Consider the following 24,161-nt stretch of genomic DNA (forward strand, 5'->3'; position numbering starts at 1 on the left):
GCAAACCGGGATTATTTGCGAATGAACCTGCATTCATCTGGTTAGACCTGCAATCGACCGTCATGAACCGGAATTATTTGAGAGTGACCACTCGCCGTTTCTGTCTCATTTGATGAAGAAAACGAGATCCATGAGCAGCGTCTCTCAGGATTGCTCGCGGGGCTACATGCTAAAAGTGGGCAGACTGTTGAAGAATTCCGACTTTGGATGTTCCGTGCGGACTGGGTTGATGTGCCAGCGCTACAGGTCGTCGAGAGTTGAGGGGAAGAAGCATGGACACAGTATTTTTAGTGATGGCAACAGCCAGCGGCTTTCGAGCATCCGAGAGGCAACCTCTGCCTCTGCGAGTCTTTGTAGACCGGTCGGAAGCAGACGGTTGGTTGGATAAATTGATCGACTATCACGTGAGTCCGCCTGAGCAGCCTCACGGGTCCGATAATTGTAGCAACCTGCAATGGAAAAGGCCTCGACCTGCAATCAACGCCTTTTCCGACCCGAATTAATTGCGGTTATTCAGCACCGCAAACCGAGATTCAGTGCCAATGAACCTGCATCCATCCGCTTCGACCTGCAATCGAGCACAGCCGACCAGGACTAATTGCGACTGAAGGGTGTCGACTGTGGCAACTATCGAGCTTAAATTCCTATCTTTTCGACACTATCTGACAAATCTATAGAATTAATCCTCAGGAAAAAGAACTTCGTCTGGTTTTATACGTAAGTGACCAGTGAACTCGAACTGGGTCGTGTCTTTTTGTAGAAAGTGACTAAGCGTTCTAACAGAACATCCTTTCGCATCCACTTTTAATGCCCCACTCAAAGGAGTTCCCACGTTTTGGGCGGCTGCCTGATAAGCAGCAAGTACAAGATGAGAACAGAACGCGCCGTCTTCCCCCCACTTTGGATTGGATTCGAACGCGTCTTGGCTATATTTTTTTGCAGAGGCTATGGCTAATGGACCAAAGTTTGAAAAGCGAGTGACAGACTTAGCGGACTTAATTGCATTGTAAGGTATTTTTCGTTCGCTTGCCCATGACATGGCTGACTGCGCTGCCCAGTCACCTATATTTTTGTCTTTAGGCCGGTAAACCTGATAAAGGCCCTTGCGCAAGGCGGTGTCCATTATACCGCCGCCGCGCATTTCAACAACTTCACTCTCCCCCTTCCCACCACGCTCGGTTGAAACTGGATTTTGGGGATTTCGAGTCCACAATATTGCGTGAACCGCACTGGCTTTACCCATATTGTTCCTCAGCATAGACAGACCTTCAAGTTTTTGGCCAGCAATAATAATTTTATGCAGTTTCTCGGTATCATGTGGCTCATCGATCAGAAGCAAAATATCGCCTGGAATAAGATCTGCTTTCTTTAAATTGGACCTTTGTGGGTTCAGCACGGCGCTCATAACTCGTGCGTTTTCAGTGGGTTCCGTTGACACTGATGTTGGGGAGCCGACAGGCGAGCTGATTGAATCCCTTTCCTCGCCGAAAGAAGCCCTCCCTTGCTCTTGAGCTTGGTTATGCTCAAATGTTGTGTTCTGTTGAATGCTAAAAGACGTACCACCTTGTATTCTCATCATCATTACTGCCTGTGTAAGTATTAATTTAATAGCTATTTATTGAATGTCTTGCAAAATATCAAATTAGACGGCTATAGAGCTACAGACTTGTTATGGCATAATCTGCTTTAGTACACTCTCCATCTTGAATTTTTATTTATGTGGTCAGAACCCCTCAATCGGTTCCACATAAAGCAGTCTATTAAATAAAATATATTTTACTGGCTATGGTCTGAACCCTAACTGCGAACTTTTATTTTTAGACGGCGGTTGCAGGGGCAGAATGCAGCACAGTAACTGAATTAAAGTTTACGTAGCATATTGCACACTAACTTACTTGGTCATCACTTCAATCGGACATTTAAAATCGAAGTGCTCACGGCCTCACATTAATTGCGAATGAAACCGCATTCCGTCGCTTCCGACTCATATTAGCTGCGAATTAAAGTAAACGATTTCAAATCGGCAGTCCCGCCGCCAGCATCCTGTCGCGCAGTTCTGTGGTGCGAGCCGGATCGAGTGCGTTACTGAACAGCGCTTTGATCTCGGTGGGTCTGGCGTCGAACTGCTCGACCAGATCCTTGATGCGGTAGCCATGGCGCGTCAGGGTTGGTTCCAGATCATCCAGTTGCCGCGACAGCACGGATTCCACCAACTCCGCTGAGACAGGTTTCTCGCCTGTCAGGTAACCGGCCTCCAGTGCCAGGCTGATGTGCAGTTGGATTTGCAGCGGTGTGCGCAACTTGGTGGCGAGCAGGTCGATGGCGTCTTCGGTCAGAATCGATTTAGCGTCAACCCTGCCCTCCGTGCAGGTCTCCAGCAGCCAGTGGATGTACTCACGCTGACTGCCAGCGATGCCGTCGAGTGAGAAGATGTCGGTGCGGTAGCCAATTTCCTCCATCGTCGGCCGACGCAGATCGTTGCGCAGTTTGGGATGCCCGGCCAGCACCACCGACAACCGACCGTCACCGTCCTCGACCAGCTCCATCAAGCGCTTAAGTCCGGTCAGCGTATGGCCATTGAGGTCATGGGCCTCATCTACGAACAGCGCCACTGGGCGTTTGTTCTTCTTCACCAGCTCGCGCAAATCGCGCTCACGCTTTTCCCCTTGGGTCGGGATGCGTACCTGTTTTTCGGTGGACAGGTCGTAGTAGAGCGCGGCGATGAAGGTGGCCAGTTTGATGCTGTGCTTCTCAATGGCGAGGGACTTGGACACGGTGATCTTCTTCTCTGCCTCCATCACCTGTTGAAGCCGTCGCAGCATCACGGTTTTGCCACTGCCGATGACGCCACAGAGCGCAATCAGGCGGCCTTCGAAGATCGCGCCCTTGATGTCTTTGATCAGTTGCTGATGGTGGGCAGTCTCAAAATAACCGGCCTGGTTCAGCGGCAACGTCAGCCCGTAGTGATGCATCACTTCAACCCGCATGTTCGTCTCCTGTTTTCTTGTTGCGGAAGTAGCTTCTGACGCGTTCAAGGACAACCCGTCGAATCAAGGTCTCGCTCACCACCTGGTGGATAAACGCTAGATCCTCTTTCGAAAGCTTGGCCAATGGCTGCGCCAGTTCGTTGGCGACGGCCAGCTTGGCGGCGATAACACTGGGAAATTGGTACTCATGCGCTTCGGCATCGAAGGGCAGACGTGGCAACTCCACGGGAACGGCGGACGGTGTCAGCCTCACGTCGTTCCCGGCCAGCGCGGCGATGGGCAGGCCTAACTGATCGGCCAGTGAACGGATGCGTTCGGATCGTTCATCGGCTTTGCCACGCCTGAACGCTCTGTATCGATGCAACGGTATGGGGCCGGACACCGGGTAGAAAGGGCCGAAGCGCTCGCCATTGAACTCAGCATACAGCTCGTTATCAAACAGTCCCCAGAGCAACACCACGGATTCTCCCGCCATGTCAGGCTCGACCTCAAAGGTTGTGCCCTCAATGGTGACGCGTGCATCAATGCCAACCTTGCGTCTCTCTGGCTCGCGAGCGAAGCGGCAGAACTGCTCCCAGGTACACATCTCGCGCAGGCCTTCGGCGGGCAGGTTGGCTAGCCAGTCCTCAATACGCGAATGCGGTTCGCAACGATGGCCTTGCACGTTGTAGGTGCGCACCAGGTAACGCATCAGCCATTCGTTGGCCTGCACCTCGGTTTCCGGCTTGTGGAAGTGGTACAGCGTCTCGTGAGCTTCCTTCACGGTACGAAAGGGCCGCTCAACCTTGCCCTTTGAGCGAGCCGTGGTGCGTGTGCCATCCTTGCCAGCCGGTATGTGCGTCTGCCACTCGATGCCGAGCGCCTGCATGACGTTCTGGAAAACGCGACGTTTGGCCACGGGGCCGTTGTCCAGATAGATCATCTTGGGACGGCCTTGGAACGGAAAGGTCGGGTCAGCCTTCGGTACCATGGCGTTGAACAGAAAGCGCAGCGCCGTTTCCGCGTCTTCACCGTAAACGCAGTGGTATTCCTGGTAAGCCACACCGCTGCGGTCATCTACCACGCTGAACAGCATCAGCGTCGGTTCACCCTTGCTCGGGTCAATCCATTCAGGCTTGTCGATGTGCTTGAGGTCGGAAGGTGACAGGTCGAATTGCCAGCAGTCATTGCTGTGCTCAGCCTGAAACCGAACGGCGGGCGGTTGCCGCAGTAATCGCGACTGATTCAGGAGCCAGCGACCGAGGTATTCGTTCACCGTGCTACGGGTCAGAATACCCTTGGGTGCTCTGACCAAGCCTTGCTCAGTTTCCACCCCGTAATCCTCCAACAGCTCGATAGCGCGGCGAGTGGAAAGGTGCCGCCCTTGCTTGTTCGTGGTACGTAGTTTGAGCGCAGCGATCAGATCGCAGTAGCGTTCCAGCTGGGCCCGCTGCAATACACGCGTCTTACCGCGATCGGCACGGTGGACCGTATGGGGTTTATGGATGAGGTTCAGCGCCCGGTACACGGTGCTGGGGGACACGCCGTACAACTCAGCTATCGCGGCCACTTGTGTAGCCCGCTCAGGGCTTTTCTTCGGCAAGCGGTCGAGCCGTTGCCGCAATTGCAGCAACGAGTCAACAGGAATGGAACTACGCTTGGCGTCCATTTTGAGCTAGGGCTCGATACACTGAAGCGCGACCAACGCCAAGCTTTCGAGCAATTTCTGTGGCACCTAGATTTTCTTCGGTCCATAAGCGCTGAACTTCCAGCGGGTCAATCGACGGTTTGCGACCCCGGTAAACACCACGAGCTTTAGCGTCAGCAATTCCTTCAAGCTGCCGTTCGCGTCGCAGGTTGGTTTCAAACTCAGCGAACACGCCCAGCATGTCCAAGAATGCTTTTCCGGCTGCGCTCTGCGTATCGATTGGTTGCTCCGTCGCCTTGAGACTAACCCCACGTTCTTTGAGCGTATAAACGATGTCTTGAAGATCCTTGATGCTTCGTGCGAGACGATCAACACGCGTCACCACTAATGTATCGCCAGGGCGTAGAAAATCGAGCAGTGTTTTCAACTCCGTCCGACCAACCCGGCTAGGGTCTGTTCCCGTTTCGACGTAACCCATTGATCTCTATGAGAACAGGCCCGTATTGTTGGAGTTCTCACACAACACCAATACGAGCCTGCAATGCCCCGATTAATGCTCAGTGATGAGCACTGGCCGAAGCTTCGAGAAATTTTGCTGCACGAATCGATCTACAACAAGCGAGATTTGCGCACCACGGTTGAAGGCATGCTGTACCGCATGCGTGTGGGTTGCCCTTGGCGAGACCTGCCGAAAGCGTTTGGAAACTGGAGCAAGGTCTACAAGCGGTTCAATGCCTGGTCTGCTTCAGGCAAGTGGGTCAAGGTGCTTGAGGTGCTGATGACCGATCCTGACATGGAGTGGGTTTTCATTGATGGCAGCTATGTAAAGGCTCATCAGCACAGTGCAGGTGCTGCCAGCACGCAGGACCAGGCCATCGGAAAAAGCCGAGCCGGTAACACCAGCAAGATTCACCTGGCTGTAGACGCTTGTGGGCTGCCCATTGCATTTGACGTGACCGGAGGCCAGACCAATGATTGTTCGCAGGCGGCCTCGTTGATTGCCAAGATGCCCAATGCAGAAGTGATCATTGCGGACAAGGGCTACGACACTGAAGCGATACGCGCTCAGGTCGAGCAGCAAGGCAGCAAAGTGGTGATTCCACGAAAGCGCAATTCTCTGAAAGGGAACGCAGATCTGGACAAAGGGTTATATCGCAATCGACATCTCGTAGAAAACGCCTTTGCCCGGTTGAAGCATTTCCGGGCGGCGGCTTCTCGGTTCGACAAACTCAAGAGAAACTATGAAAGCGTCATAGCAATGGCCTGCGCTTTTCTGTGGCTGCCAATGTGAAACGGGAACAGACCCTAGCCCCGCTTTTTTTCTCGGCACGCACGACATCACAACCCGCTTCACGCAAAGTTTTTTCTTGCAGAACGAAATCTTGATCGCTTGTGGAAACACGAGCGTATCCGTAAAGGGCCATCCTCAAGTATGTCTCTTTAGGCTCTAGAAGCTGAGAACTTACCATATCAAAAATGAAAAGCCACCCTATTGAGACGCAAAAAGCGCCTCAGCCACGCGTCTCACAAGGGTGTACTTCTTTCGGATACAGCCCAAGCGGCACGAGGGCCTGCACGCCCCAGCCGGAAACGACCCCTTCTCAGGCTCACGTTCTGCGTGGCATTGCCGATAGGTCTATATTCAGCTTATGGCCGTCATTGAACTTCTCAATGATGAGTTGCCATTAGTGATGCCATAGAGCCATCTATTCATGTAGATGAGCTGTTTTGGCATCGCAAAACTGACCTGCACCTGCAAAGAAGGGTGTTTCTTGAGCCTGATCAGGCACCTTCAATTAAAACGAGAAAAGACATGAACATTCTTTCGCCTGGTATCAGCCTTACCAACCGCCTGCGCTTCCCTGCCAAATTTGCCGTTTTAGCCGTAATTATCGTTATTCCACTGGTCATTCTCGGTATGAGGGTGTTCAGCAACCTGAATTCAAGAATCGATAGCGTCGAGCAAGAGCGTGTCGGTCGCGAATACCTGCTTACCGTCACGCCTATTCTGCGGCTTTCCATGCTCCAGCGCGCGCACACCAACCGTCTGTTGTCAGGTGATGCGTCTGCTGCTCAAGACCTTGCCAATAACCGCAACCAGCTTGAAACGGCCTTCAATAATCTTTCCGATATGGATGCTCGCAAGGGCCCTGAGCTGGAAACAGAGAATCGCGTGCAGCGCCTTCGCGAAAGTGCGCGCTCACTGATGGAAGGTGTCAAACCGGGCCTGTCGCCGGACGATTTGTTTGCTCAGTGGAACGAGCAACTGGCGCAGACGCTCAACTTTATCTACTACGTATCGGCCACCTCTGGTCTGGTGCTGGACGATGATCCTGCGACGCTGTTTCTGATCGACCTGAGTACCATTCGTATGCCCAGGGAAATCAACGTGGCCGGTCAGGTCCGAGGTATCACTGCGGGCATTAGCACAGGACAGGGCCTGACCGCCTCGATGCGCGGTTCGCTCGACAGCCTGTTGAGGCTCGAGTTGCTGTTCCGTGGCGAGCTTGAGCAGAGCGTTCGTTTGCTCAAACGACGCTCTCCAGAACTGGCCAACCGCATCAATGATCCGATCGCCACGGCCACCACGGCAATGGACAGTTTCCGCAATGAGTTGCAAGCCTATGTCAAAGGCACGGACTACTCGGCACCAAGAGGTCAGGCGCTCGGTGCTCAGGGTAACGTTGCGGTCGCTGCCCTTTATAAGGCACAAGACGAAATCCAGGTTGCACTGCAGGACCAATTGGATTCCCGCTACACCTCGTTGCTCCAGCTACGCCAGATGATGATCGCCATGTGCGTGATTGTAGGTTTGTTGCTGCTCTATGCGTTCAGCAGCATCTATCGCGCCTTGCGCATCGCCATCGACAGCCTGTTGGGTGTCACCCGTCGACTGGCCGACGGTGATCTGAGTGCGCGAGTGCAAGTGGTCAGCAAGGATGAAGTGGCCGATATCGGTAATGGTCTGAACCTGATGGCAGAAGCGTTTTCAAGCTCCATCTCGCACATGGATCGTACATCGTATGAACTGTCTGACGTGGCGGCGCGACTGGGCACTTCCATTGGTCTGGCCAAGCAATCGATGAACGCGCAGCAGGCCGAAACCGAACAGGTGGCCACCGCTATCAACGAGATGACTGCGAGCGTCGCCGATGTGGCGCAGAACACCGAAGGCGCAGCATCGGCTGCTGACGAGGCCAATACCGCTTCGCGTAATGGGCTGCGCATCATGCATCAGGCCCACACAACGATTCAGGCCCTGGCCGATGAAGTGGAAGTCAGTGCCCAGAAGGTTCAGGCGCTAGCCTTGCACAGCCAGTCGATTGGCGGCGTCATTCAGGTGATCAGCACTATTGCCGATCAGACCAATCTGCTGGCGCTCAACGCGGCCATCGAGGCGGCACGTGCCGGCGAGCAGGGTCGTGGTTTTGCGGTCGTGGCTGACGAAGTCCGCACGCTGGCATCGCGTACTCAGGCGTCTACTGAAGAGATCCGCAGCATCATTCAACAGCTGCAAAGCGCGACCGACGCTGCCGTGCAGCAAATGCAGGCAGGGCAGCACAAGGCTCAAGCGTGCATCAGTGCGGCCAGCGAAGCATCCGGCAGCCTGTCGAGCATCAGCGAGGGTGTCGAGCGTATCGTCGAAATGAACACCCAGATCGCCAGCGCTGCCGTACAGCAGCATGCGGTTTCCGAAGACATCAACCGTAACGTCATGGAAATTCGCAACAGCTCCGGGACCTTGATGCTGGGTATCGACAACAACGCAGTGACCGCCGACGAACTGGCACGGGTTGCGAGCGACATGCGCAATGTCGTCGCACGTTTCAAGCTGGTTGTCTGATCAGACCGGCACAAACTGCCGAAATGTCTGTCACGGGGTGTGGGGAGTAACGGAACAGAAAATGCACTTAAGAAGGGGAGCCCGCAGAATTAGGACAAAATCGTACATTAGCTATCGTTTGCGGTCAGTTTTGTAGCAATATAACAATACGTTTTCAACGTCTTACTGTTTTAGGGGTCCGGGGAGCAATGGAACAGCGAACCGACTTAAGGATAGTAGCTATTGGCCTTCTTTCTCCATGAGCCGAACCTAAGCGTCTGTCCGAAAGAGGATCGTCCTACGGACGCTCAGCAAGCAGCCGCTTAATACCCGCAAATACGCCACCAATCAGGGAGAGGGGTATTCCTGCCTAGCGTGGGTTACGTTCACGACCTCGATGCGCTTGAGGGTGACACGATAGACCAGGACGTAGTTTGGATGAGCCACCAGCTCGCGAGTGCCTGGCGCTCGCCCAGAACGATATAAATAGGGGTGTTCGGCTACCGGCTCGATAGCCTCCTGCAGGAGGCTTTTCAACCGGCGCGCTGCGCTCGGGTTTTCCCATGCGATGTAGGTTGCGATTTCGCGCAGATCATCCAGTGCGGGACTGAGCCAGACCACCGGCAGCATCAGCGTTTCTCACGTTGGGTTTCAACCTGATCGATCAGCGCTTCTATTTCCGCCATGACCTCATCGTGAGGGATGGCCGGACGCGGATCGGCCAGACTGGCGGCGACCTTGGCGCGAAACCAGCGGTCGTAGCTTGCGGCCTGTTCATCGGTTTCGAATTCTGAAACGATGGGTGAGAGGTTGGCCATGTGGCTTTCTCCAGCTGGGAGGGTTTTACATCACTGTTACATAGCGTTCACGCCATGTGTACGTCATTTTCGCATCATATGTACGCCAAATCTGAGCCATCCATCGTTGCACTGCAAATCAAGTGACTGAAAATACTTCAGCAAGGTCACAGACAGGCTCTGGACCAAGGCAGCGCTCAGACATCTGCCTTAGCCGCCAGGTACTGCGACCAAACACGTTTTACCTGGCTGACACTGACACCCGCCAGCCGCGCAGTCTCTGCAATGCTACACCCGCCGCTTTTAAAGGCAATGATCTGTTCATGCACTTTAGCATTCGGCTTGCGTCCTCTATATAGACCAGCGCTCTTGGCCAAGTCGATGCCCTGCCGCTGTCGCTCTCGCCGGTCCTCGAAGTCGTCACGTGCTATTTGCAGTGCCACACGCAACAGCATGTCTTGTACGCCTTGCAACACCACCTTGGCGACGCCACTGGATGCCTCGGCCAATTCCGATAGATCGACGATGCCGGGAACCGCCAAGCGTGCGCCCTTAGCCTTGATCGCGTCCACAAGCTTTTCTGCTTCGACCAAGGGAAGACGGCTGATTCGATCTCATGCGCAACAGCTCGGGACGGTCGGATCGAGCGCCCGATGCTTTTTCGCGATAGACCGCAGCCACGTAGTAGTCCGATGCTCGCGCATTGCCAATGATCGCTTCTTGGCGCTGCAAGTCCTGGTCTTCGGTACTGACACGCAGGTACACCCGCGCAACGTTGAGAGTCGTCATACTTTAATCCTTTAGATACGTTCCTGATTCAACACTACGTTTACGCTTCCCAGGGGTTAATGACGTTCAACCCGGCAGCCTCAAAAGGGCCAGTGTCACGGGTGGCGACGGTGAAGCCGTTGGCGATGGCGATGGCTGCAATGAAGGCATCTGCCGTTTCGACCGCCAACCCGGCTGCGCGGGACTTGGCCAGCAGCTCGGCATAAGCCTTCGTACAAGTCATATCGAACGACAGCACCCTATTGGCGAACATCGGCAGCAGGTGCTTTTCCAGGTTTTCACGCAAGCTATCCTGGCGTTTTCCGACAGGCATCAGCGCGATACCTGCACGCAACTCGGCTACCGTGATGGTGGACACATAAAGCGTTTCCAGCGCTTGTGCGTCTATCCAGTCAAGGACGTGGGCATTGGGCTCTCGGCGCTGCGGTTCTGAAATTACGTTCGTATCGAGCAGGATCATTCAAAGCTCACCGCACGGGCCGGAGACGTGATGCGCGTGTTCTCAAACAAGGTGTGTTCTTTATCGGTCAGACCACCAACCTCACGGGCAATAGAAGCTAGGAACGAGCCAAGTTTCACACGTCCCTCGGGTCTCGCCGCCCGCTCCAAGATGTCGCGTATTTCGGCCTCGGTGCTGCGCCCGTGCAGGGCAGCTTGGATGCGGATTGCTCGATGCACTTCATCGGGTAGATTTCTTACGTTCACGTTTGCCACTTGGTAGTTACCAGTTTTTGCCATCAGTGCTATCACTATATGCTTTTGATACCATAAATCAAGAATGCTAGGCTGGTCTATTTAGGTATACCCGACGAAGCTCTGCTCATTAGCTATGGATCAATCGGCCTAAACGCGACCCTTTAGAGCTAGGTCACAATGAGCCTACCTTTTACGCCATGATGATTGGTTTCCTTCCATATTACGCTCTGAGCTATCTCCCTACCTAATTTTGCGTCAAAGCGTCAAAGCGTTATAATTCTCTTGCTTGTGCAATGAATGAGGATTACGATTTGCGTTAATTGACGCAATAACGCAATAACGCACTGAGCTTGACTGGAGGCGGTATGGCACTTCGTATCGGTACGGCATCTCAAAAAGGGGGCGTTTACAAGAGCGCCATTGCTCGCGCTGTTGCCGCTGACCGAAAACTGACCCAGTAGAGGCTGTTCTGCCGACTGAAAACTGACCCAGGTGTTCAACTGCTTCTGCTCACTTTTTGAGCAGGAGAACACAGGGTGATCAGCATGGAAATGTTGGGAAAAATCCGGCGGATGTACTTCCGCGACAAGCTCTCGCTGCATCAGATAGCCAAGCGTACCGGGCTGTCGAGAAACACCATCCGAAAATGGGTCAGAGCGCCCGAAGCCAATCAACCAGCGTACCAACGGTGCGCATCCTTCAATAAGTTCAACCCTTTTCACGAGACCTTAGAGCAGGCGCTCAAGGCTGATTCGTTCCGGCCAAAACACAACCGTAGGAGCGCCAAGGCACTTTTTGAGCAGATCAAGGCCGAGGGTTATGACGGCGGTTACAGCCAGCTCACGGCGTTTGTCCGCTCTTGGCGGTGCGAGCAAGGCAAGTCTGTACGCGCTTTTGTACCGCTGACTTTTGCCCTCGGTGAGGCCTTTCAGTTTGACTGGAGCGAAGAAGGCCTGCTGATCGGTGGCCTGTTTCGACGTATCCAGGTCTCCCATATGAAGCTGTGCGCAAGTCGCGCGTTCTGGTTGGTTGCGTACCCCAGTCAAGGCCACGAGATGCTGTTTGATGCCCATACACGTTCGTTTGGAGCGTTGGGTGGCGTGCCACGTCGCGGCATCTACGACAACATGAAAACGGCTGTCGACAAGGTTAACAAAGGCAAAGGCCGCACGGTCAATGCCCGGTTTTCCGTGATGTGCGCGCACTATCTGTTCGATCCGGACTTCTGCAACGTGGCCTCTGGCTGGGAGAAAGGCATCGTCGAAAAGAACGTGCAAGACAGCCGGAGGCGAATCTGGCTCGATGCTCAAAATTGCATGTTCCATACCTTCGAGGAGCTGAACGTCTGGCTCGGCCAACGCTGTCGTACGCTCTGGGCTGAACTTGTACATCCGCAGTACAACGGTTTGACGGTGGCAGAAGTCCTGGAGCTGGAGCAGGCTGAAATGATGCCGATGCCGACGGCCTTTGATGGCTACGTGGAACGCACCGTCCGTGTCTCTAGCACCTGCCTGATCAGCGTGGCGCGCAATCGTTATTCGGTGCCTTGCGAGCGTGTGGGTCAATGGGTCAGCAGCCGTTTGTACCCTTCGCGAATCGTGGTCATTGCCGACGAAACGGTGATCGCCAGTCACGAGCGCCTCTTTGATCGAGATCAGATCGGTTTTGACTGGCAGCACTACATCCCACTCATCGAACGCAAGCCTGGTGCACTGCGCAATGGCGCTCCATTTGCTGATCTGCCAAAACCGTTACAGCTTCTTAAACGCGGACTGAGGCGTCACACCAACGGTGATCGAATCATGATGCAGGTACTGGCTGCTGTGCCCATCGCCGGTCTCGAACCAGTGCTGGTGGCGGTGGAGCTGGTACTTGAATCGGGAAGTCTGAGCGCCGATCACATCCTCAATGTCGTTGCCCGCCTGACCTCCACCGCACCACCTCCCTGTGTAGAAACCAGCCTGCAACTCAAAGTGGCGCCGGTTGCCAATACAGCACGCTACGACCGGCTCCGTACGACCGATGAGGAGAATCGCAATGCGTGACCTAATGACTGAACTCAAAGAACTGCGCCTGCACGGCATGGCCAGTGCTTGGGAAGAACTGGTCTCTCAAGGAACAGCGTCGACGGCTTCATCGAAATGGCTGCTGGAACATCTGCTTCAGCAGGAACATGCGGATCGCGCGGTGCGCTCGGTGAATCATCAGATGAACATGGCAAAACTCCCCATGCACCGTGACTTAGCTGGCTTTGACTTCAGCGCTTCCAGCGCTGATGCCCGGCTGGTCAGCGATCTATCCAGCTTGGCGTTCACTGAAACCGCGCAGAATGTCGTGTTCATCGGCGGCCCTGGCACCGGGAAAACACACCTGGCCAGTGCCTTGGCTGTATCCGGAATCACGGCCTACAACAAACGCGTGCGCTTCTTTTCCACGGTGGATCTGGTGAATCTGCTGGAGCGTGAGAAGTACGATGGCAAGGCAGGGCGAATCGCCCAGGCACTGCTGCGCACAGACCTGGTGATACTGGATGAACTCGGATATTTGCCCTTCAGCCAAAGCGGTGGCGCCCTGTTATTTCACCTGCTGTCCAAACTGTACGAACACACCAGCGTGGTCATCACCACCAACCTGAGCTTCTCGGAATGGTCGAGTGTGTTTGGCGACGCCAAGATGACCACCGCGTTGCTGGATCGGCTGACACACCACTGCCACATCGTCGAAACGGGCAACGAGTCCTACCGCCTACAACACAGCACATTGGCTGCCCAGACAAAGATCAAAACACGCGAACGAAAGCGAAAGGACGGAAATGATATCGAGGACGATGAGCCATTTTGATCCGCACCATAAATGCCCTGCTGCATGCGGTGGGGCTTGATGCGTCTTCAATCGGAACACTGCTGCTAAGCTTATCCACAATTGCTGGGGCAAAAATCAGCAATCCGTCCTGGGTCAATTTTCAATCGGCAGGGTGGGTCAGTTTTCAATCAGCGCCAACAGGCATAGAGGCTATGCGTCGACACGCCAAGACGCGCCGCCACATCAGCGACAGGCAGCTTCTTTTCGGTCACTTGATTGACCGCTTGGATTTTGAATTCTTCGGGATAACGTGGGTTGCTCATGGCACCTCCTGATTGGCCTCAGTTTAAGGCATGGAGGTGTCTACAAAACCCGGGGCGACTCACCCCCAACGCCATACAACACTGCTCCGCTCTTGCGCCCGCGGTTGGGGTGACCAGCGACCACATAGCCATGGGTAGGAATGACGTAACCCCGCGTATTCCTATTGACGTAATATACAGGGACTTTGGACAACGTCTCAGCTCCCCTGAATTTCAGTTCTTGAAGTACAGTATTGAAGGCTTCCCGCTCATGCCCTTCGGGCAACAAGGGAAATCTGCCGGGATGTCGTGCGTCTACAACCTGCCCATCACTTTCGCATTGGAAGTCGATCAAGGCCGTTTTCCCCTTGATGACACGCGTTACCCTCGTCCACCCGTTACCTAGATCGAGCGTTGTTGCGTCCGTATTCCCCTTCCCATCGGCCATGAATGCGACGAACACCTGGACACGAGACTGCGCATCTCGCATCCCCAACAGGGATTCAATCTTGTGACCGATTTTCCCGGCGACCCCGGTTGCTTGGGTCCAATTTGTCCTCTTTTTCTCTGCATAAAGACCAGCCGCTTTTCGCGAACCGCCAGCCACTCGCTCGGGCGCGCGTGATCCAGAATCGCCGGAAGCTGCATGTGTCGGAGCGTGGCGCAAAGCTTCAAGATGAACACGCCGTGCGTCGAGCGGCCCATCACCGCCCGCCTTGAGCAACACCTGGCCCAGCGTCAACTTTGGCTCGACGGCCTCGCAACTGCGCACCAACGTTTCGTACGACTCGCTCGATACCTCTGATCGGGGCAAGAGACCTTTGCTACGCAAATTCTGCAGCAAGCCCCCAGCCTCTTCCGCCAAGGCGAGTAGATCATCCTGCGTAGGTGTATCTGGGCAATTCTCCGTTAATGCAGCCAAAGCCTCAGGCAGCTTCTCAAGACCCAAAAGCGTATCGGCATGAGGATGGAGCTAAAGGGCGACTTCTCCAGAATTACTATTGAGGCTTTCACTTAGCTCCGCTACGCGAGCTCTGGCCAGGCAAATGAAACTGCCGAACTTCACATGGGACGACATACTGACTGGCATATCGGCCAAAACCTTGGGATCAATATGGATCAAGGCCAAAAGATCCGGAACGCCTCGAACCGTCGCGTGTGACTCATTGACCATATCGCTTATTGACTGATGCAGCCGCACCGTTTTCAGACTTTCGCACACTTGGGTCAGTGCATCATGAGAAGGATGGGACACCGGTGTGTGTGCCTGCTGGCTCGTGCAGCGGTCAATTACCTCTTTCAGCGCCTGCTGCTCATCATGCGCCGACCAATGCTTGCCCATTGCAGCCTCGGCAAGCTGATTGGCGAGTTCGGCAACAGCAGGAAACGATGTGATCGCCCTCTCCAGTTCACGCTGAACAGCACCCAACAGTCTTGTGAAGTCTTGCGTCGGCGCAGTTGAAGTGCGCCCGAATGCAGCGTTCAATTCACCAGAGGCGACGAATGCACGAGTACGAGCTTGCTGAGGCGATTGCGCATGGCTGCTCTCGGCTTCGGAGGACGCAGTGGAAATACTCGCCAGGAATAATTGAGACGGACGCGTGATCTGAGCTGGATTCATTGATTTACTCCTTCTTTCAACGGCATAGCGACGCAATGAAAGGAATGAGTGGTGTCCCGCCCAGAACGGTTCCCTGCGTCGGGGGTGAAACCGCATGAACCCGAGGAATTAGCAGGGCTGGGATAAAATTGTACGGTAAGCACCACCTAGACGGAATATGCCCTCTTGATACCCGCGTTTAGTGAGGCAGGAGTCGCCGCCAAACGCACGCACCGGCGCCCTGCACTCAAGAAGGAACAGGCGCTGCCATTGGCGAACAAACCCAAACAGCGACCAGAATCTGGAGGAGCGCTTGCAGTTGCTGGAGCTGCGCTGGCGACTGTCGCCAAGCTGGCCAAGGACAGTGAACTCCCTGACGCTATCCTCACCCAGTCCGGACTGATGATCCCGCCCCGGGATGCATCAGCACTCGACACCGCCCCTGGCAATGATCGAGACGGCACTACCTTGCCCTGCGATGGCTAGCGCTTCCTTGCAGGCGGTCGAGGCCACAGCATGGGGCACGTCAACCCGAAGCACGGCAACGAACCGTGGGTGGCTGTTCCATACCCGCCTCTCTGACCAACTCGCACCATTCAGTGCCCGCATGTTTAAAGTCGGTGTGCGGGACGCGACCTACGCGCTCGATGGTTTGCTGTATCACGAGTCAGATCTTCTGACCGAGTAACACTACACAGGCACGGCGAGGTTCACTGACCTTGTCTTCGTCATAAAGCACCTGCTGGCTTTCGTTTTGCGCCGCGCATCCGCGACGACTTGACCGAAACTAAGCTGTATATGCCGCAGAATATCCAAGACTACACCACACTGCGACCCATGATGGGCGGCACGCTGAACATCGAGCACGTCCGTACCCACAGGAACGAGATCTTGCGTGCTTTGCCATGCACTCGCAGGGGGGCGTCACCAGGCATCTCCTGCAGATCGCTGGCTCACGGTTGAACCGCCCACTAGCCGCAAGCAGTGGTAAAGCGGGCTGGCCAAGCAGGGCGGTAGCCGCTTGGCCTCGGTTTTCTCATTTTCTGTGAACAATGATGCACTCGAGGCTGTAATCTATCCGAGAAATCGAACGGATCTGCGCTATGAAATTTCGTGACGAATTGTATCTTAGGATAACAAAGGACGTGCGCACCTTGGACCGCTACCGACTTGACTTGGAAGAAGGTGTAACGGCTGAAGTCTTTGGCGACCCTGAGAATGCCAGCTACGAATGGCGGCTTGTGCATGCCAACGGACTTGTAGAACAGCACTCCGATTGCGGGTATGGAATACCTGGAGTCGCGATGCGTGACGCGCTAGTAATCTTTTATGGGTCTCCCAAATTTGGTGGAGGCCTTGTGGATCTCAGGTCTGCTGCGCATGAACCCCGGAATTGGGACGAGTTCACAGACAAAGCAGTCTCCATTACGGTTGACCTAATCGAGGCGGCAGATAACGAGCTGGACACGCTACGGCGAGACGCCAATCGCTATCGAATGTTACGAGAACACTGGCTCCGAATCGGGGAGCGATCGACTACCTACCGTGCCGATGGATTGGATTTGTGGTGCGACGAACACCTACCAGACTCAGATCAGTGACAAACACCTGACTGAAAATCCATATCTTCCATCAGCCCGCTAAGTCGCGGCCTTAGCAGTAGTCGGACACGCGCTGCTTGTCAGTGAAGATTGTAAGCGTGCACAGAAGACACCCCGCTGAGCACCACACCTAAGGATAGCGTCTAGGGTCTGTTCCCGTTTCACATTGGCAGCCACAGAAAAGCGCAGGCCATTGCTATGATGAACCGCCCCGGGTTTCTCGGAGACCCTTTTGTTTGAGTCATGCCACCTGGGCAGACTCGGTGAGTTGCTGATAATAGATTGCTTCTGCTTCGACCGGTGGAATATGACCGATTGGCTCCAGCAGGCGGCGGTGATTGAACCAGTCCACCCATTTCAGGGTTTCCAGCTCCACCGCCCCCCGTGTGGGCCAAGAGCGTCGATGAATCACTTCAGCCTTGTAAAGACCATTGATGGTCTCAGCCAAAGCATTGTCGTAAGAGTCACCGACACTCCCGACCGATGGCTCAATACCGGCTTCGACAAGACGCTCGGTATAGCGAATGGACACGTACTGCACGCCACGGTCACTGTGGTGAATGAGTCCACCCTGCTTGACTGGGCGACGGGCGTAAAGGGCTTGCTCCAGTGCATCGAGTACAAAATCGGTACGCGCTGAACTGGACACCTTCCAACCGACGATGAATCGGGCAAAGACATCAATGATGAAGGCCACGTAAACAAAACCCTGCCAGGTACTGACGTAGGTAAAGTCCGATACCCATAGGGCGTTCGGGCACTCAGCCACAAACTGACGGTTGACATGATCCTGCGGGCACGGCCTGGCTTGGTCGCTGACCGTCGTCTTGACGGGCTTGCCGCGTACCACGCCTTGCAGGCCCAGCTCTCCCATCAGACGTTGCACCGTACAGCGGGCGACTTGCAGTCCGTCACGCAGCAATTGTCGCCAGACCTTGCGCACGCCATATACCTGGAAGTGCTCATCCCAGACTCGCTGGATGTGCTCACCCAGTTCCTGGTCACGCTGCGCACGCGCTGACTGCTGGCTGGGGTCAGCCTGCTGAGCAGCGTACCGGTAGTACGTCGACGGGGCGATTGGCAACACCTTGCAAATCGGCTCGACCCCGTAAGACTGGCGGTTTTCATCAATAAACGTCTTCATCGTTTGAATGGGCGGTCGAGCTCCGCCTGGGCAAAATAGGCTGAGGCCTTACGCAAGATCTCGTTAGCTTGACGCAACTGACGGTTCTCACGCTCCAAGAGCTTGACTCGCTCACGTTCGACTGTGCTCAGCCCATCACGCTGGCCGCTGTTGCGCTCAGATTGGCGAACCCACAGCCGTAATGTCTCGGGCGTGCAGCCGATCTTGGGGGCAATGGCACTGATGGTGGCCCACTGCGACTCGTACTCAGGAAGGTGTTCGAAAACCATCCTGATGGCCCGCTCACGGACCTCTGGGGAATACTTCGGTAGTTTTTTCATCGCTCCATCCTCTCAAAGGTTGGAGTCTCCGAGAAACCCGGGGCGGTTCAATGACGCTTTCATAGTTTCTCTTGAGTTTGTCGAACCGAGAAGCCGCCGCCCGGAAATGCTTCAACCGGGCAAAGGCGTTTTCTACGAGATGTCGATTGCGATATAATCCTTTGTCCAGATCTGCGTTCCCTTTCAGAGAATTGCGCTTTCGTGGAATCACCACTTTGCTGCCTTGCTGCTCGACCTGAGCGCGTATCGCTTCAGTGTCGTAGCCCTTGTCCGCAATGATCACTTCTGCATTGGGCATCTTGGCAATCAACGAGGCCGCCTGCGAACAATCATTGGTCTGGCCTCCGGTCACGTCAAATGCAATGGGCAGCCCACAAGCGTCTACAGCCAGGTGAATCTTGCTGGTGTTACCGGCTCGGCTTTTTCCGATGGCCTGGTCCTGCGTGCTGGCAGCACCTGCACTGTGCTGATGAGCCTTTACATAACTGCCATCAATGAAAACCCACTCCATGTCAGGATCGGTCATCAGCACCTCAAGCACCTTGACCCACTTGCCTGAAGCAGACCAGGCATTGAACCGCTTGTAGACCTTGCTCCAGTTTCCAAACGCTTTCGGCAGGTCTCGCCAAGGGCAACCCACACGCATGCGGTACAGCATGCCTTCAACCGTGGTGCGCAAATCTCGCTTGTTGTAGATCGATTCGTGCAGCAAAATTTCTCGAAGCTTCGGCCAGTGCTCATCACTGAGCATTAATCGGGGCATTGCAGGCTCGTATTGGTGTTGTGTGAGAACTCCAACAATACGGGCCTGTTCTCATAGAGATCAATGGGTTACGTCGAAACGGGAACAGACCCTAGTGAAAGAACGTAGTTTATCTGCACTGTTTTTCGAGCTTACCCTGAAAGATGCTCGGATCGTGATTGATAGGATCTCTGATTCCTCAAACGAACAGGTTCTAGAAACACAAGCTGCATATGCAGCTGGGTATCTACATTGTGCGCAAGATCAGATGCTAATCACAGTTGATCAATGGATGGCCTTGCTCGACGAAATTGAGACTAAGAAGCATTTTTGGAAACGTCGTCGAGCCTGCCAAGAACAGTAAAAGCATTCCATGCCCATGAAACTGCGGCCCCAATAACTGAGCGGCTTTCTCTGGCTGGCCCCGTCGCCCTAATGCATATGGTGACGGCTGTGCGAGCGTGGTATAAATCAATAGCATTTTTGGCAAGGCAAGTTCGCAGAGCGCTTATCGGCTGCTCAAAAGCCGTTGAAGCAACACCACCAACCGCGACCCTGTCGGTACTTCTGCGGCGAGAAACGTTGAGATATTTTGGCCACGTCCAGTGAGCCCATGATACCGTATACGGAACGATTCAAAAGAAAGCTTTATCTGATAGGACGCACATGAGATTTTCCAATACCAACCCAGATAAACCTGTGATCACCGCGGCCGAATTCTCCGCTATCGCTGAAATTGAAGCGACTACTAGCACATTGCAATTGGTCAGCCGCCTTACTCAGATGAGATTCGTGTCCATTGCCAAGTTTACAGAAAGCGACTGGATTGCGTGTGCAGTTCATGATGCCGTGCATTTTGGCATCGCACCAGGTGATGCTTTTGCTTTGGAGGAGAGCCTTTGCAATGCAATGCGTTTTGATCACAAGACTCTAGTGATTCCGAGGTTGAGCCAAGATCCGAAATACCGCGATCATCCGAACGTGAGCCTTTTTGGCTTCGAAAGCTACGTAGCAATACCTATATTTTTTTCTAATGGAACGCTTTTTGGGAGCCTGTGTGCCATAGATTCACAGCCAGCGCTGCTTGATGACCCAGATGTAATTAGCACTTTGGAAATAATTGCCAAGCTGATCGGCGTGATTTTTTCTATGCGTATAAACCAACAAGAACATGCGTCGTAGCCATGGCGAAAAAGTTCATCTTTACAGCACGCTGAGACTGATTTTTCTCCTCGCAGTACATAGCCCCGGAATAACAGTTAGCAGCTTAAGAAGGCGGCCAGACAGCAATACTGGAGGATCAGCTCTCGTTCTGTTCGTCCGAAACGGAGACTTATAAATGCTGAGCAACCCAGTTCTTCATGTACTCCAGCACTCGAGTCGCACCTTCATCAGATTCAGCGAGTTCAATTGGTCGCTTATCGTCTAAATAGGGTTGGGCTTTTCCAACCATTTGAAAGCTGCAACCTTACTCCCGCGCACAGGATTCGCCAATTTCAGGATTTCCTGCAGCAGTTCAGGTTGCCCGTACCAAGATTCTGGCTTGGTTGTCGGCTTACTGTTTTGAACGACGCGAGGCAACTGGCAAGCAGCGAGTTCGCTTGCGTTGACTTACTCTCGCTTCCAATGTGCGAGCTTCACGAGATCAGTATTCGGTGGCCGAGTCTGATCAGTAGTTGGCACGACCACGCCAATCAGCACGTTGGTATGGGCTCTGATCATTTCTAGGGCCGCTGCCCTCCAGGCCGGGCGCGAGCTAAACCAACTGGCTCTAAGTTACACATTTGGCGATCGCAGCGACCAACGTCGGCATATCGAAGGGTTTGACCAGCACCAGCGTGTCTGGCGGGAGACGTTTCTCCAAGTCGTCTCCGGCATAACCGGTGACAAGCAATACGGGCATATCGTCGTACAGCACTCGGCATTGATAGGCCAACTCGCAGCCATCCATTGGGCCGGTCAAGCCGATATCGCTGATCATCAAATCGAAGGATTCAGCAGCTTCGCGCATGCGCTCTAGTGCACCGGAAGCGTCGCTGGCGACGATAACCTCATGACCCAACTGCTTTAGCCAGGTCGCCATCGTTTCACGCACTTCAAACTCATCATCTACCAACAGAATGCGGCCTGTTGGCTTATCTATAACTGATGACTGCTCAAGGCTAGGTGACAGCGTTTCGACGACCGCGTCTGTTGATGAGTCAGAACTTTCAAAGGGTAACCACATTCGAACCCGAGTCCCGACTCCGAGCACACTATCCAAGTCGACTTTGCCCCCCGACTGGTTAGCAAAACCGTAAACCTGGGACAAGCCCAGTCCCGTCCCGGCTCCAATCGGTTTGGTGGTAAAGAATGGCTCAAATACCTGGTCGAGTTGCTCCAGCGGGATGCCACTACCTTGGTCCATGACCTCGATGAGTGCAAAGCTCTGATACGTTTTATCGTCATCCAGAGCAAGCGTCATATCCTGGGCTTGTTGCGCCGTCACTTCGATATTCCCACCTCGTGGGCTCGCATCTCGCGCATTGACCAAAAGATTGAGGATTGCCGCCTCAAATTGGGCACTATCAACGTGAATAGCTGGAAGATTCGGAGATACCCACACCGTCACGTTGACGTGGTGTTCCGCAGTAGGACGTAGGAGGCTTACGATATCAGGCAGACGGCTCGCAAGGTCGAGTGCACATGGGGCAAGTGGCGAGCGCCGAGAGAAAGCTAGTAGTCGGTGTGTGATCATTGCAGCCCGCTGAACCAGCTCTTGTCCGCGCCTAGCTCGCTCAGGAACTGCCGAGAAGCGTCCAGATCTGGCGAGGTTAGAAATAAGTTCGAAAGAGACGCCGAGACCTTGGAGGATATTATTGAAGTCATGGGCGATGCCTGCAGTAAGCTCGCCGATCGCAGCCATTTTGCTTCTTTGCAACGATTCGGCTTCCATTTGCTTGCGGACTGTAATATCCGCGACCACGCCAGATACACGTAGAGGAATGCCGCCTTCAGAAAACTCGGTCCGCCCGAGCGGTGAAACCCAATGAATGGAACCGTCCGGCCAGCGCACACGAAATTCGCAACTCAGTGAGCCGACCGTTCTTGCACGCTCGAAAGCATCCGTGAGGATATGGCGATCCTCCTCAACGATATGCGTCAGAGCAATCTCCAGTCCCCATTGGGGCTGGAGGGTTTCGTAGCCAAAAATCTGATCGTGGCGAAGAGATCTCAGGACTTCTTGGTCGCGCTCCAGATCGAGCATCCAGACCCCCAGGTCGGCACTCTGTAGCGCGAGCTGAAGCAGGTGGGTGGGTAACGCATCCATGATGATGTCTCATCGGAAAGTAACAACTAAAAATCCTTGGCAGGACTGGAAAACCCAATTCAAAGATGAACGAGTGGATGCTGATAGCTCAGCGCGTAGCTTCCGCTTGAAAAATGCCCCATGTCTACGATGCGAGTCCAGTCTATTTGATCGTGAGTCAGTATGGCCCCGCCGAACGTGCTTAGTTCCCGGGTTATGGTGACGCTGGCGCAGGGTTGACTCCGTTACCGAAATTTTGCTGCCCCTGGCTTCTACCTTGCGCATCATATCAATGCTGAATATTTACCGATTGATGCTGGATTAGCATGTCATCACCCAACGGGTTAATTCGCAATCAGCGCCAACAGACAATGCTTTGTCGCCCATAGCCAGCACCTTGGCGGCGACACTGCATGCAGAAGCCAACCAGATGCACAGACAGGTCAACACCGTGTTGAAAATACCTCCAATCGACTCACGCCGTTGACGCGACAGGCATTGGTCAAAAAAAGACCAATGCTTCACAGCCCAGCAGCACGGCGGGTAAGCCCAACTTGCGCTGAGGTTATCCACAGGGTCATCCACCGAATCTGTGAGTAGATGAGGTCGACGGCAGATTCAACAGGATGGCTGTAGATCACTTGTAATGGGGGTGTTGCGATGTCCCTGGCAGACCCTAATTTCGAAACCGTAATCTCAGGCCATTCTAACCTCACGGGACCAATATAGGGTTTACTAAGGCGCATCACCTCTTTAGCAATCAATGTGTCTCCTTTGTGCGAATTCCACGTCATCCGGACACTCAGCCCACCAACATCCGGACACTCGTTCCACGCTTATCCGGACAGGCAGTCGGAGCGCAGCGACGCAGGTTTGCATTGTTAGTCTGAAGCCCCTGCCGCCGTCAATTTCGTTGCGCGCCTGCGCATCGATTCACCCTTCAGTTCAATTCGATAAGCGTTATGCACCAGCCGGTCGAGGATCGCATCGCCCAAGGTCGGATCGCCGATCAACGCATGCCATTTGTCCACTGGCATTTGGCTGGTCACCAGCGTCGAGCGGTTGCCGTAGCGGTCGTCCAGCAGCTCAAGCATGTCGCGCCGTTGCGCGGCGGTAAACGGTGCCAGGCCCCAGTCGTCCAGGATCAGCAGGTCAGTCTTGGCGTAGCCGGCCATCAATTTGGCGAAGCGGCCATCGCCGTGGGCCAGGCCTAGTTCTTCCATCAAGCGCGGCAGACGCAGATAGCGCACGCTGTAACCGTCGCGGCAGGCTTTGTGAGCCAGCGCGCAGGCAAGCCAGGTTTTACCTACGCCCGTCGGCCCGCCGATGATCAGGTTCAGGCCATCGCGCAGCCATTGGCCGCTGCCCAGTTGCAGGATCAAGGCCTTATCCAGGCCACGCGGGCTGCGGTAGTCGATGTCTTCCAGGCAGGCGTTGTGGCGCAACCGCGCGGCTTTGAGGCGGGTGGTCAGGCGGGCGTCTTCGCGCTCGGTCAGCTCGCGATCGACCATCAGACCGAAGCGTTCGTCGAAGCTCAGATCATTGATATCAGGCGTTGCGTGTTGTTCGCCCAGCGACTTGATCATGCCGTGCAGGCGCAAGGTTTGTAGCTTGTCGAGCGTTGGATTCGGTAGCATTTCGA

At 54.4% G+C, this 24,161-nt stretch carries 17 protein-coding genes, 7 pseudogenes and 1 other annotated feature; of the genes and pseudogenes, 8 read left to right on the top strand and 16 right to left on the bottom strand.

What is annotated here, in order from left to right; translation table 11 throughout:
• Window positions 1-679: 679 nt before the first annotated feature.
• The 4 genes and pseudogenes from AC4ANK_RS19055 to AC4ANK_RS19070 form a co-directional block, all read right to left on the bottom strand.
• On the bottom strand, window positions 680-1,405 hold the full coding sequence (locus tag AC4ANK_RS19055) for a hypothetical protein (protein WP_235805444.1): 726 nt from the start codon (window positions 1,403-1,405) through the stop codon (window positions 680-682).
• A 610-nt stretch (window positions 1,406-2,015) separates the two neighbouring features.
• The gene (locus AC4ANK_RS19060) at window positions 2,016-2,987 is read right to left on the bottom strand and encodes an ExeA family protein (RefSeq protein WP_057425950.1); all 972 of its coding nucleotides are present in this window, start codon (window positions 2,985-2,987) and stop codon (window positions 2,016-2,018) included.
• Window positions 2,977-4,614 (bottom strand): DDE-type integrase/transposase/recombinase, encoded by a 1,638-nt coding sequence (locus AC4ANK_RS19065; RefSeq protein WP_178090293.1) that lies wholly within the window; start codon window positions 4,612-4,614, stop codon window positions 2,977-2,979. The genes AC4ANK_RS19060 and AC4ANK_RS19065 overlap by 11 nt, the downstream gene beginning before the upstream one ends.
• 4 nt (window positions 4,615-4,618) lie before the next feature.
• Window positions 4,619-5,080, bottom strand: a pseudogene (locus AC4ANK_RS19070) (recombinase family protein); the annotation flags it as partial.
• 75 nt (window positions 5,081-5,155) lie between these two features.
• Here AC4ANK_RS19070 and AC4ANK_RS19075 point away from each other — a divergent pair.
• The gene (locus tag AC4ANK_RS19075; RefSeq protein WP_460382697.1) at window positions 5,156-5,905 is read left to right on the top strand and encodes an IS5 family transposase; all 750 of its coding nucleotides are present in this window, start codon (window positions 5,156-5,158) and stop codon (window positions 5,903-5,905) included.
• On the opposite strand, the pseudogene AC4ANK_RS19080 reads toward AC4ANK_RS19075, so the two are convergent.
• Window positions 5,898-6,038, bottom strand: a pseudogene (locus AC4ANK_RS19080) (recombinase family protein); the annotation flags it as partial. The gene AC4ANK_RS19075 and the pseudogene AC4ANK_RS19080 overlap by 8 nt on opposite strands.
• 1,370 nt (window positions 6,039-7,408) lie before the next feature.
• Between AC4ANK_RS19080 and AC4ANK_RS19085 the strand changes: the two are divergent.
• Window positions 7,409-7,588: pseudogene (locus AC4ANK_RS19085) on the top strand (HAMP domain-containing protein); the annotation flags it as partial.
• A gap of 159 nt (window positions 7,589-7,747) precedes the next feature.
• Complete coding sequence (locus tag AC4ANK_RS19090) at window positions 7,748-8,458, top strand: methyl-accepting chemotaxis protein (RefSeq protein ID WP_369812049.1); 711 nt, start codon at window positions 7,748-7,750, stop codon at window positions 8,456-8,458.
• A gap of 327 nt (window positions 8,459-8,785) precedes the next feature.
• Here AC4ANK_RS19090 and AC4ANK_RS19095 read toward each other — a convergent pair whose 3' ends face one another.
• The 5 genes and pseudogenes from AC4ANK_RS19095 to AC4ANK_RS19115 all read right to left on the bottom strand — a co-directional run bounded on the left by AC4ANK_RS19095 (window position 8,786) and on the right by AC4ANK_RS19115 (window position 10,737).
• Window positions 8,786-9,067 carry a type II toxin-antitoxin system RelE/ParE family toxin gene (locus AC4ANK_RS19095; RefSeq protein WP_460384770.1) on the bottom strand — a complete coding sequence of 94 codons (282 nt, stop codon included), beginning with the start codon at window positions 9,065-9,067 and terminating at the stop codon, window positions 8,786-8,788.
• Window positions 9,067-9,255, bottom strand: coding sequence for a type II toxin-antitoxin system RelB family antitoxin (gene relB / locus AC4ANK_RS19100; RefSeq protein WP_002556028.1), 189 nt, complete (start codon window positions 9,253-9,255; stop codon window positions 9,067-9,069). Before relB ends, AC4ANK_RS19095 begins: the two co-directional genes overlap by 1 nt.
• A gap of 176 nt (window positions 9,256-9,431) precedes the next feature.
• A pseudogene (locus AC4ANK_RS19105) lies at window positions 9,432-10,023 on the bottom strand (recombinase family protein).
• A 40-nt stretch (window positions 10,024-10,063) separates the two neighbouring features.
• The gene (locus AC4ANK_RS19110; RefSeq protein ID WP_044424067.1) at window positions 10,064-10,483 is read right to left on the bottom strand and encodes a type II toxin-antitoxin system VapC family toxin; all 420 of its coding nucleotides are present in this window, start codon (window positions 10,481-10,483) and stop codon (window positions 10,064-10,066) included.
• Window positions 10,480-10,737, bottom strand: coding sequence for a FitA-like ribbon-helix-helix domain-containing protein (locus AC4ANK_RS19115; protein WP_003381346.1), 258 nt, complete (start codon window positions 10,735-10,737; stop codon window positions 10,480-10,482). The genes AC4ANK_RS19110 and AC4ANK_RS19115 overlap by 4 nt, the downstream gene beginning before the upstream one ends.
• A 527-nt stretch (window positions 10,738-11,264) precedes the next feature.
• Here AC4ANK_RS19115 and istA point away from each other — a divergent pair.
• Together istA and istB (AC4ANK_RS19125) are read left to right on the top strand one after the other, a co-directional pair.
• Window positions 11,265-12,764: an IS21-like element ISPsy20 family transposase gene (gene istA / locus AC4ANK_RS19120; protein WP_460384768.1), complete on the top strand. Its 1,500-nt coding sequence runs from the start codon at window positions 11,265-11,267 to the stop codon at window positions 12,762-12,764.
• Window positions 12,757-13,560 carry an IS21-like element ISPsy20 family helper ATPase IstB gene (gene istB / locus AC4ANK_RS19125; protein ID WP_031598096.1) on the top strand — a complete coding sequence of 268 codons (804 nt, stop codon included), beginning with the start codon at window positions 12,757-12,759 and terminating at the stop codon, window positions 13,558-13,560. Before istA ends, istB (AC4ANK_RS19125) begins: the two co-directional genes overlap by 8 nt.
• Window positions 13,561-13,721: 161 nt before the next feature.
• Here istB (AC4ANK_RS19125) and AC4ANK_RS19130 read toward each other — a convergent pair.
• A pseudogene (locus AC4ANK_RS19130) lies at window positions 13,722-13,844 on the bottom strand (transposase); the annotation flags it as partial.
• A 40-nt stretch (window positions 13,845-13,884) separates the two neighbouring features.
• Window positions 13,885-15,540, bottom strand: a pseudogene (locus tag AC4ANK_RS19135) (HopW family type III effector protein).
• 126 nt (window positions 15,541-15,666) lie between these two features.
• Here AC4ANK_RS19135 and AC4ANK_RS19140 point away from each other — a divergent pair.
• Window positions 15,667-16,344, top strand: a pseudogene (locus tag AC4ANK_RS19140) (Tn3 family transposase); the annotation flags it as partial.
• A 921-nt stretch (window positions 16,345-17,265) separates the two neighbouring features.
• On the opposite strand, the gene AC4ANK_RS19145 reads toward AC4ANK_RS19140, so the two are convergent.
• Together AC4ANK_RS19145 and AC4ANK_RS19150 are read right to left on the bottom strand one after the other, a co-directional pair.
• Window positions 17,266-18,488, bottom strand: a protein-coding gene (locus AC4ANK_RS19145; protein WP_095178853.1) for an IS3-like element IS51 family transposase whose coding sequence is annotated in 2 segments (ribosomal slippage) — window positions 17,266-18,203 and window positions 18,203-18,488 — 1,224 coding nt in all. Because the reading frame shifts where the segments join, the coding sequence is not laid out codon by codon here.
• Window positions 18,094-18,210: a sequence feature (AL1L pseudoknot), on the bottom strand. It overlaps the preceding gene by 117 nt.
• Complete coding sequence (locus tag AC4ANK_RS19150; RefSeq protein ID WP_460384766.1) at window positions 18,451-19,251, bottom strand: IS5 family transposase; 801 nt, start codon at window positions 19,249-19,251, stop codon at window positions 18,451-18,453. Before AC4ANK_RS19150 ends, AC4ANK_RS19145 begins: the two co-directional genes overlap by 38 nt.
• 94 nt (window positions 19,252-19,345) lie before the next feature.
• Between AC4ANK_RS19150 and AC4ANK_RS19155 the strand changes: the two genes are divergently transcribed.
• Both AC4ANK_RS19155 and AC4ANK_RS19160 read left to right on the top strand, forming a co-directional pair.
• A complete protein-coding gene (locus AC4ANK_RS19155) occupies window positions 19,346-19,594 on the top strand; it encodes a hypothetical protein (RefSeq protein ID WP_031598479.1) in 249 nt (82 codons plus the stop codon).
• Window positions 19,595-19,896: 302 nt separating this feature from the next.
• Window positions 19,897-20,412 carry a GAF domain-containing protein gene (locus AC4ANK_RS19160; RefSeq protein WP_005734824.1) on the top strand — a complete coding sequence of 172 codons (516 nt, stop codon included), beginning with the start codon at window positions 19,897-19,899 and terminating at the stop codon, window positions 20,410-20,412.
• 589 nt (window positions 20,413-21,001) lie between these two features.
• Here the strand turns inward: AC4ANK_RS19160 and AC4ANK_RS19165 are convergent.
• Together AC4ANK_RS19165 and istB (AC4ANK_RS19170) are read right to left on the bottom strand one after the other, a co-directional pair.
• Window positions 21,002-22,540, bottom strand: a complete 1,539-nt coding sequence (locus tag AC4ANK_RS19165; RefSeq protein WP_031598481.1) for a PAS domain-containing hybrid sensor histidine kinase/response regulator — start codon at window positions 22,538-22,540, stop codon at window positions 21,002-21,004.
• Window positions 22,541-23,400: 860 nt separating this feature from the next.
• Window positions 23,401-24,156: an IS21-like element ISPsy14 family helper ATPase IstB gene (istB, locus tag AC4ANK_RS19170; protein ID WP_002552598.1), complete on the bottom strand. Its 756-nt coding sequence runs from the start codon at window positions 24,154-24,156 to the stop codon at window positions 23,401-23,403.
• Window positions 24,157-24,161 lie beyond the last annotated feature (5 nt).

The organism is Pseudomonas sp. Pmew2 (assembly GCF_058129885.1).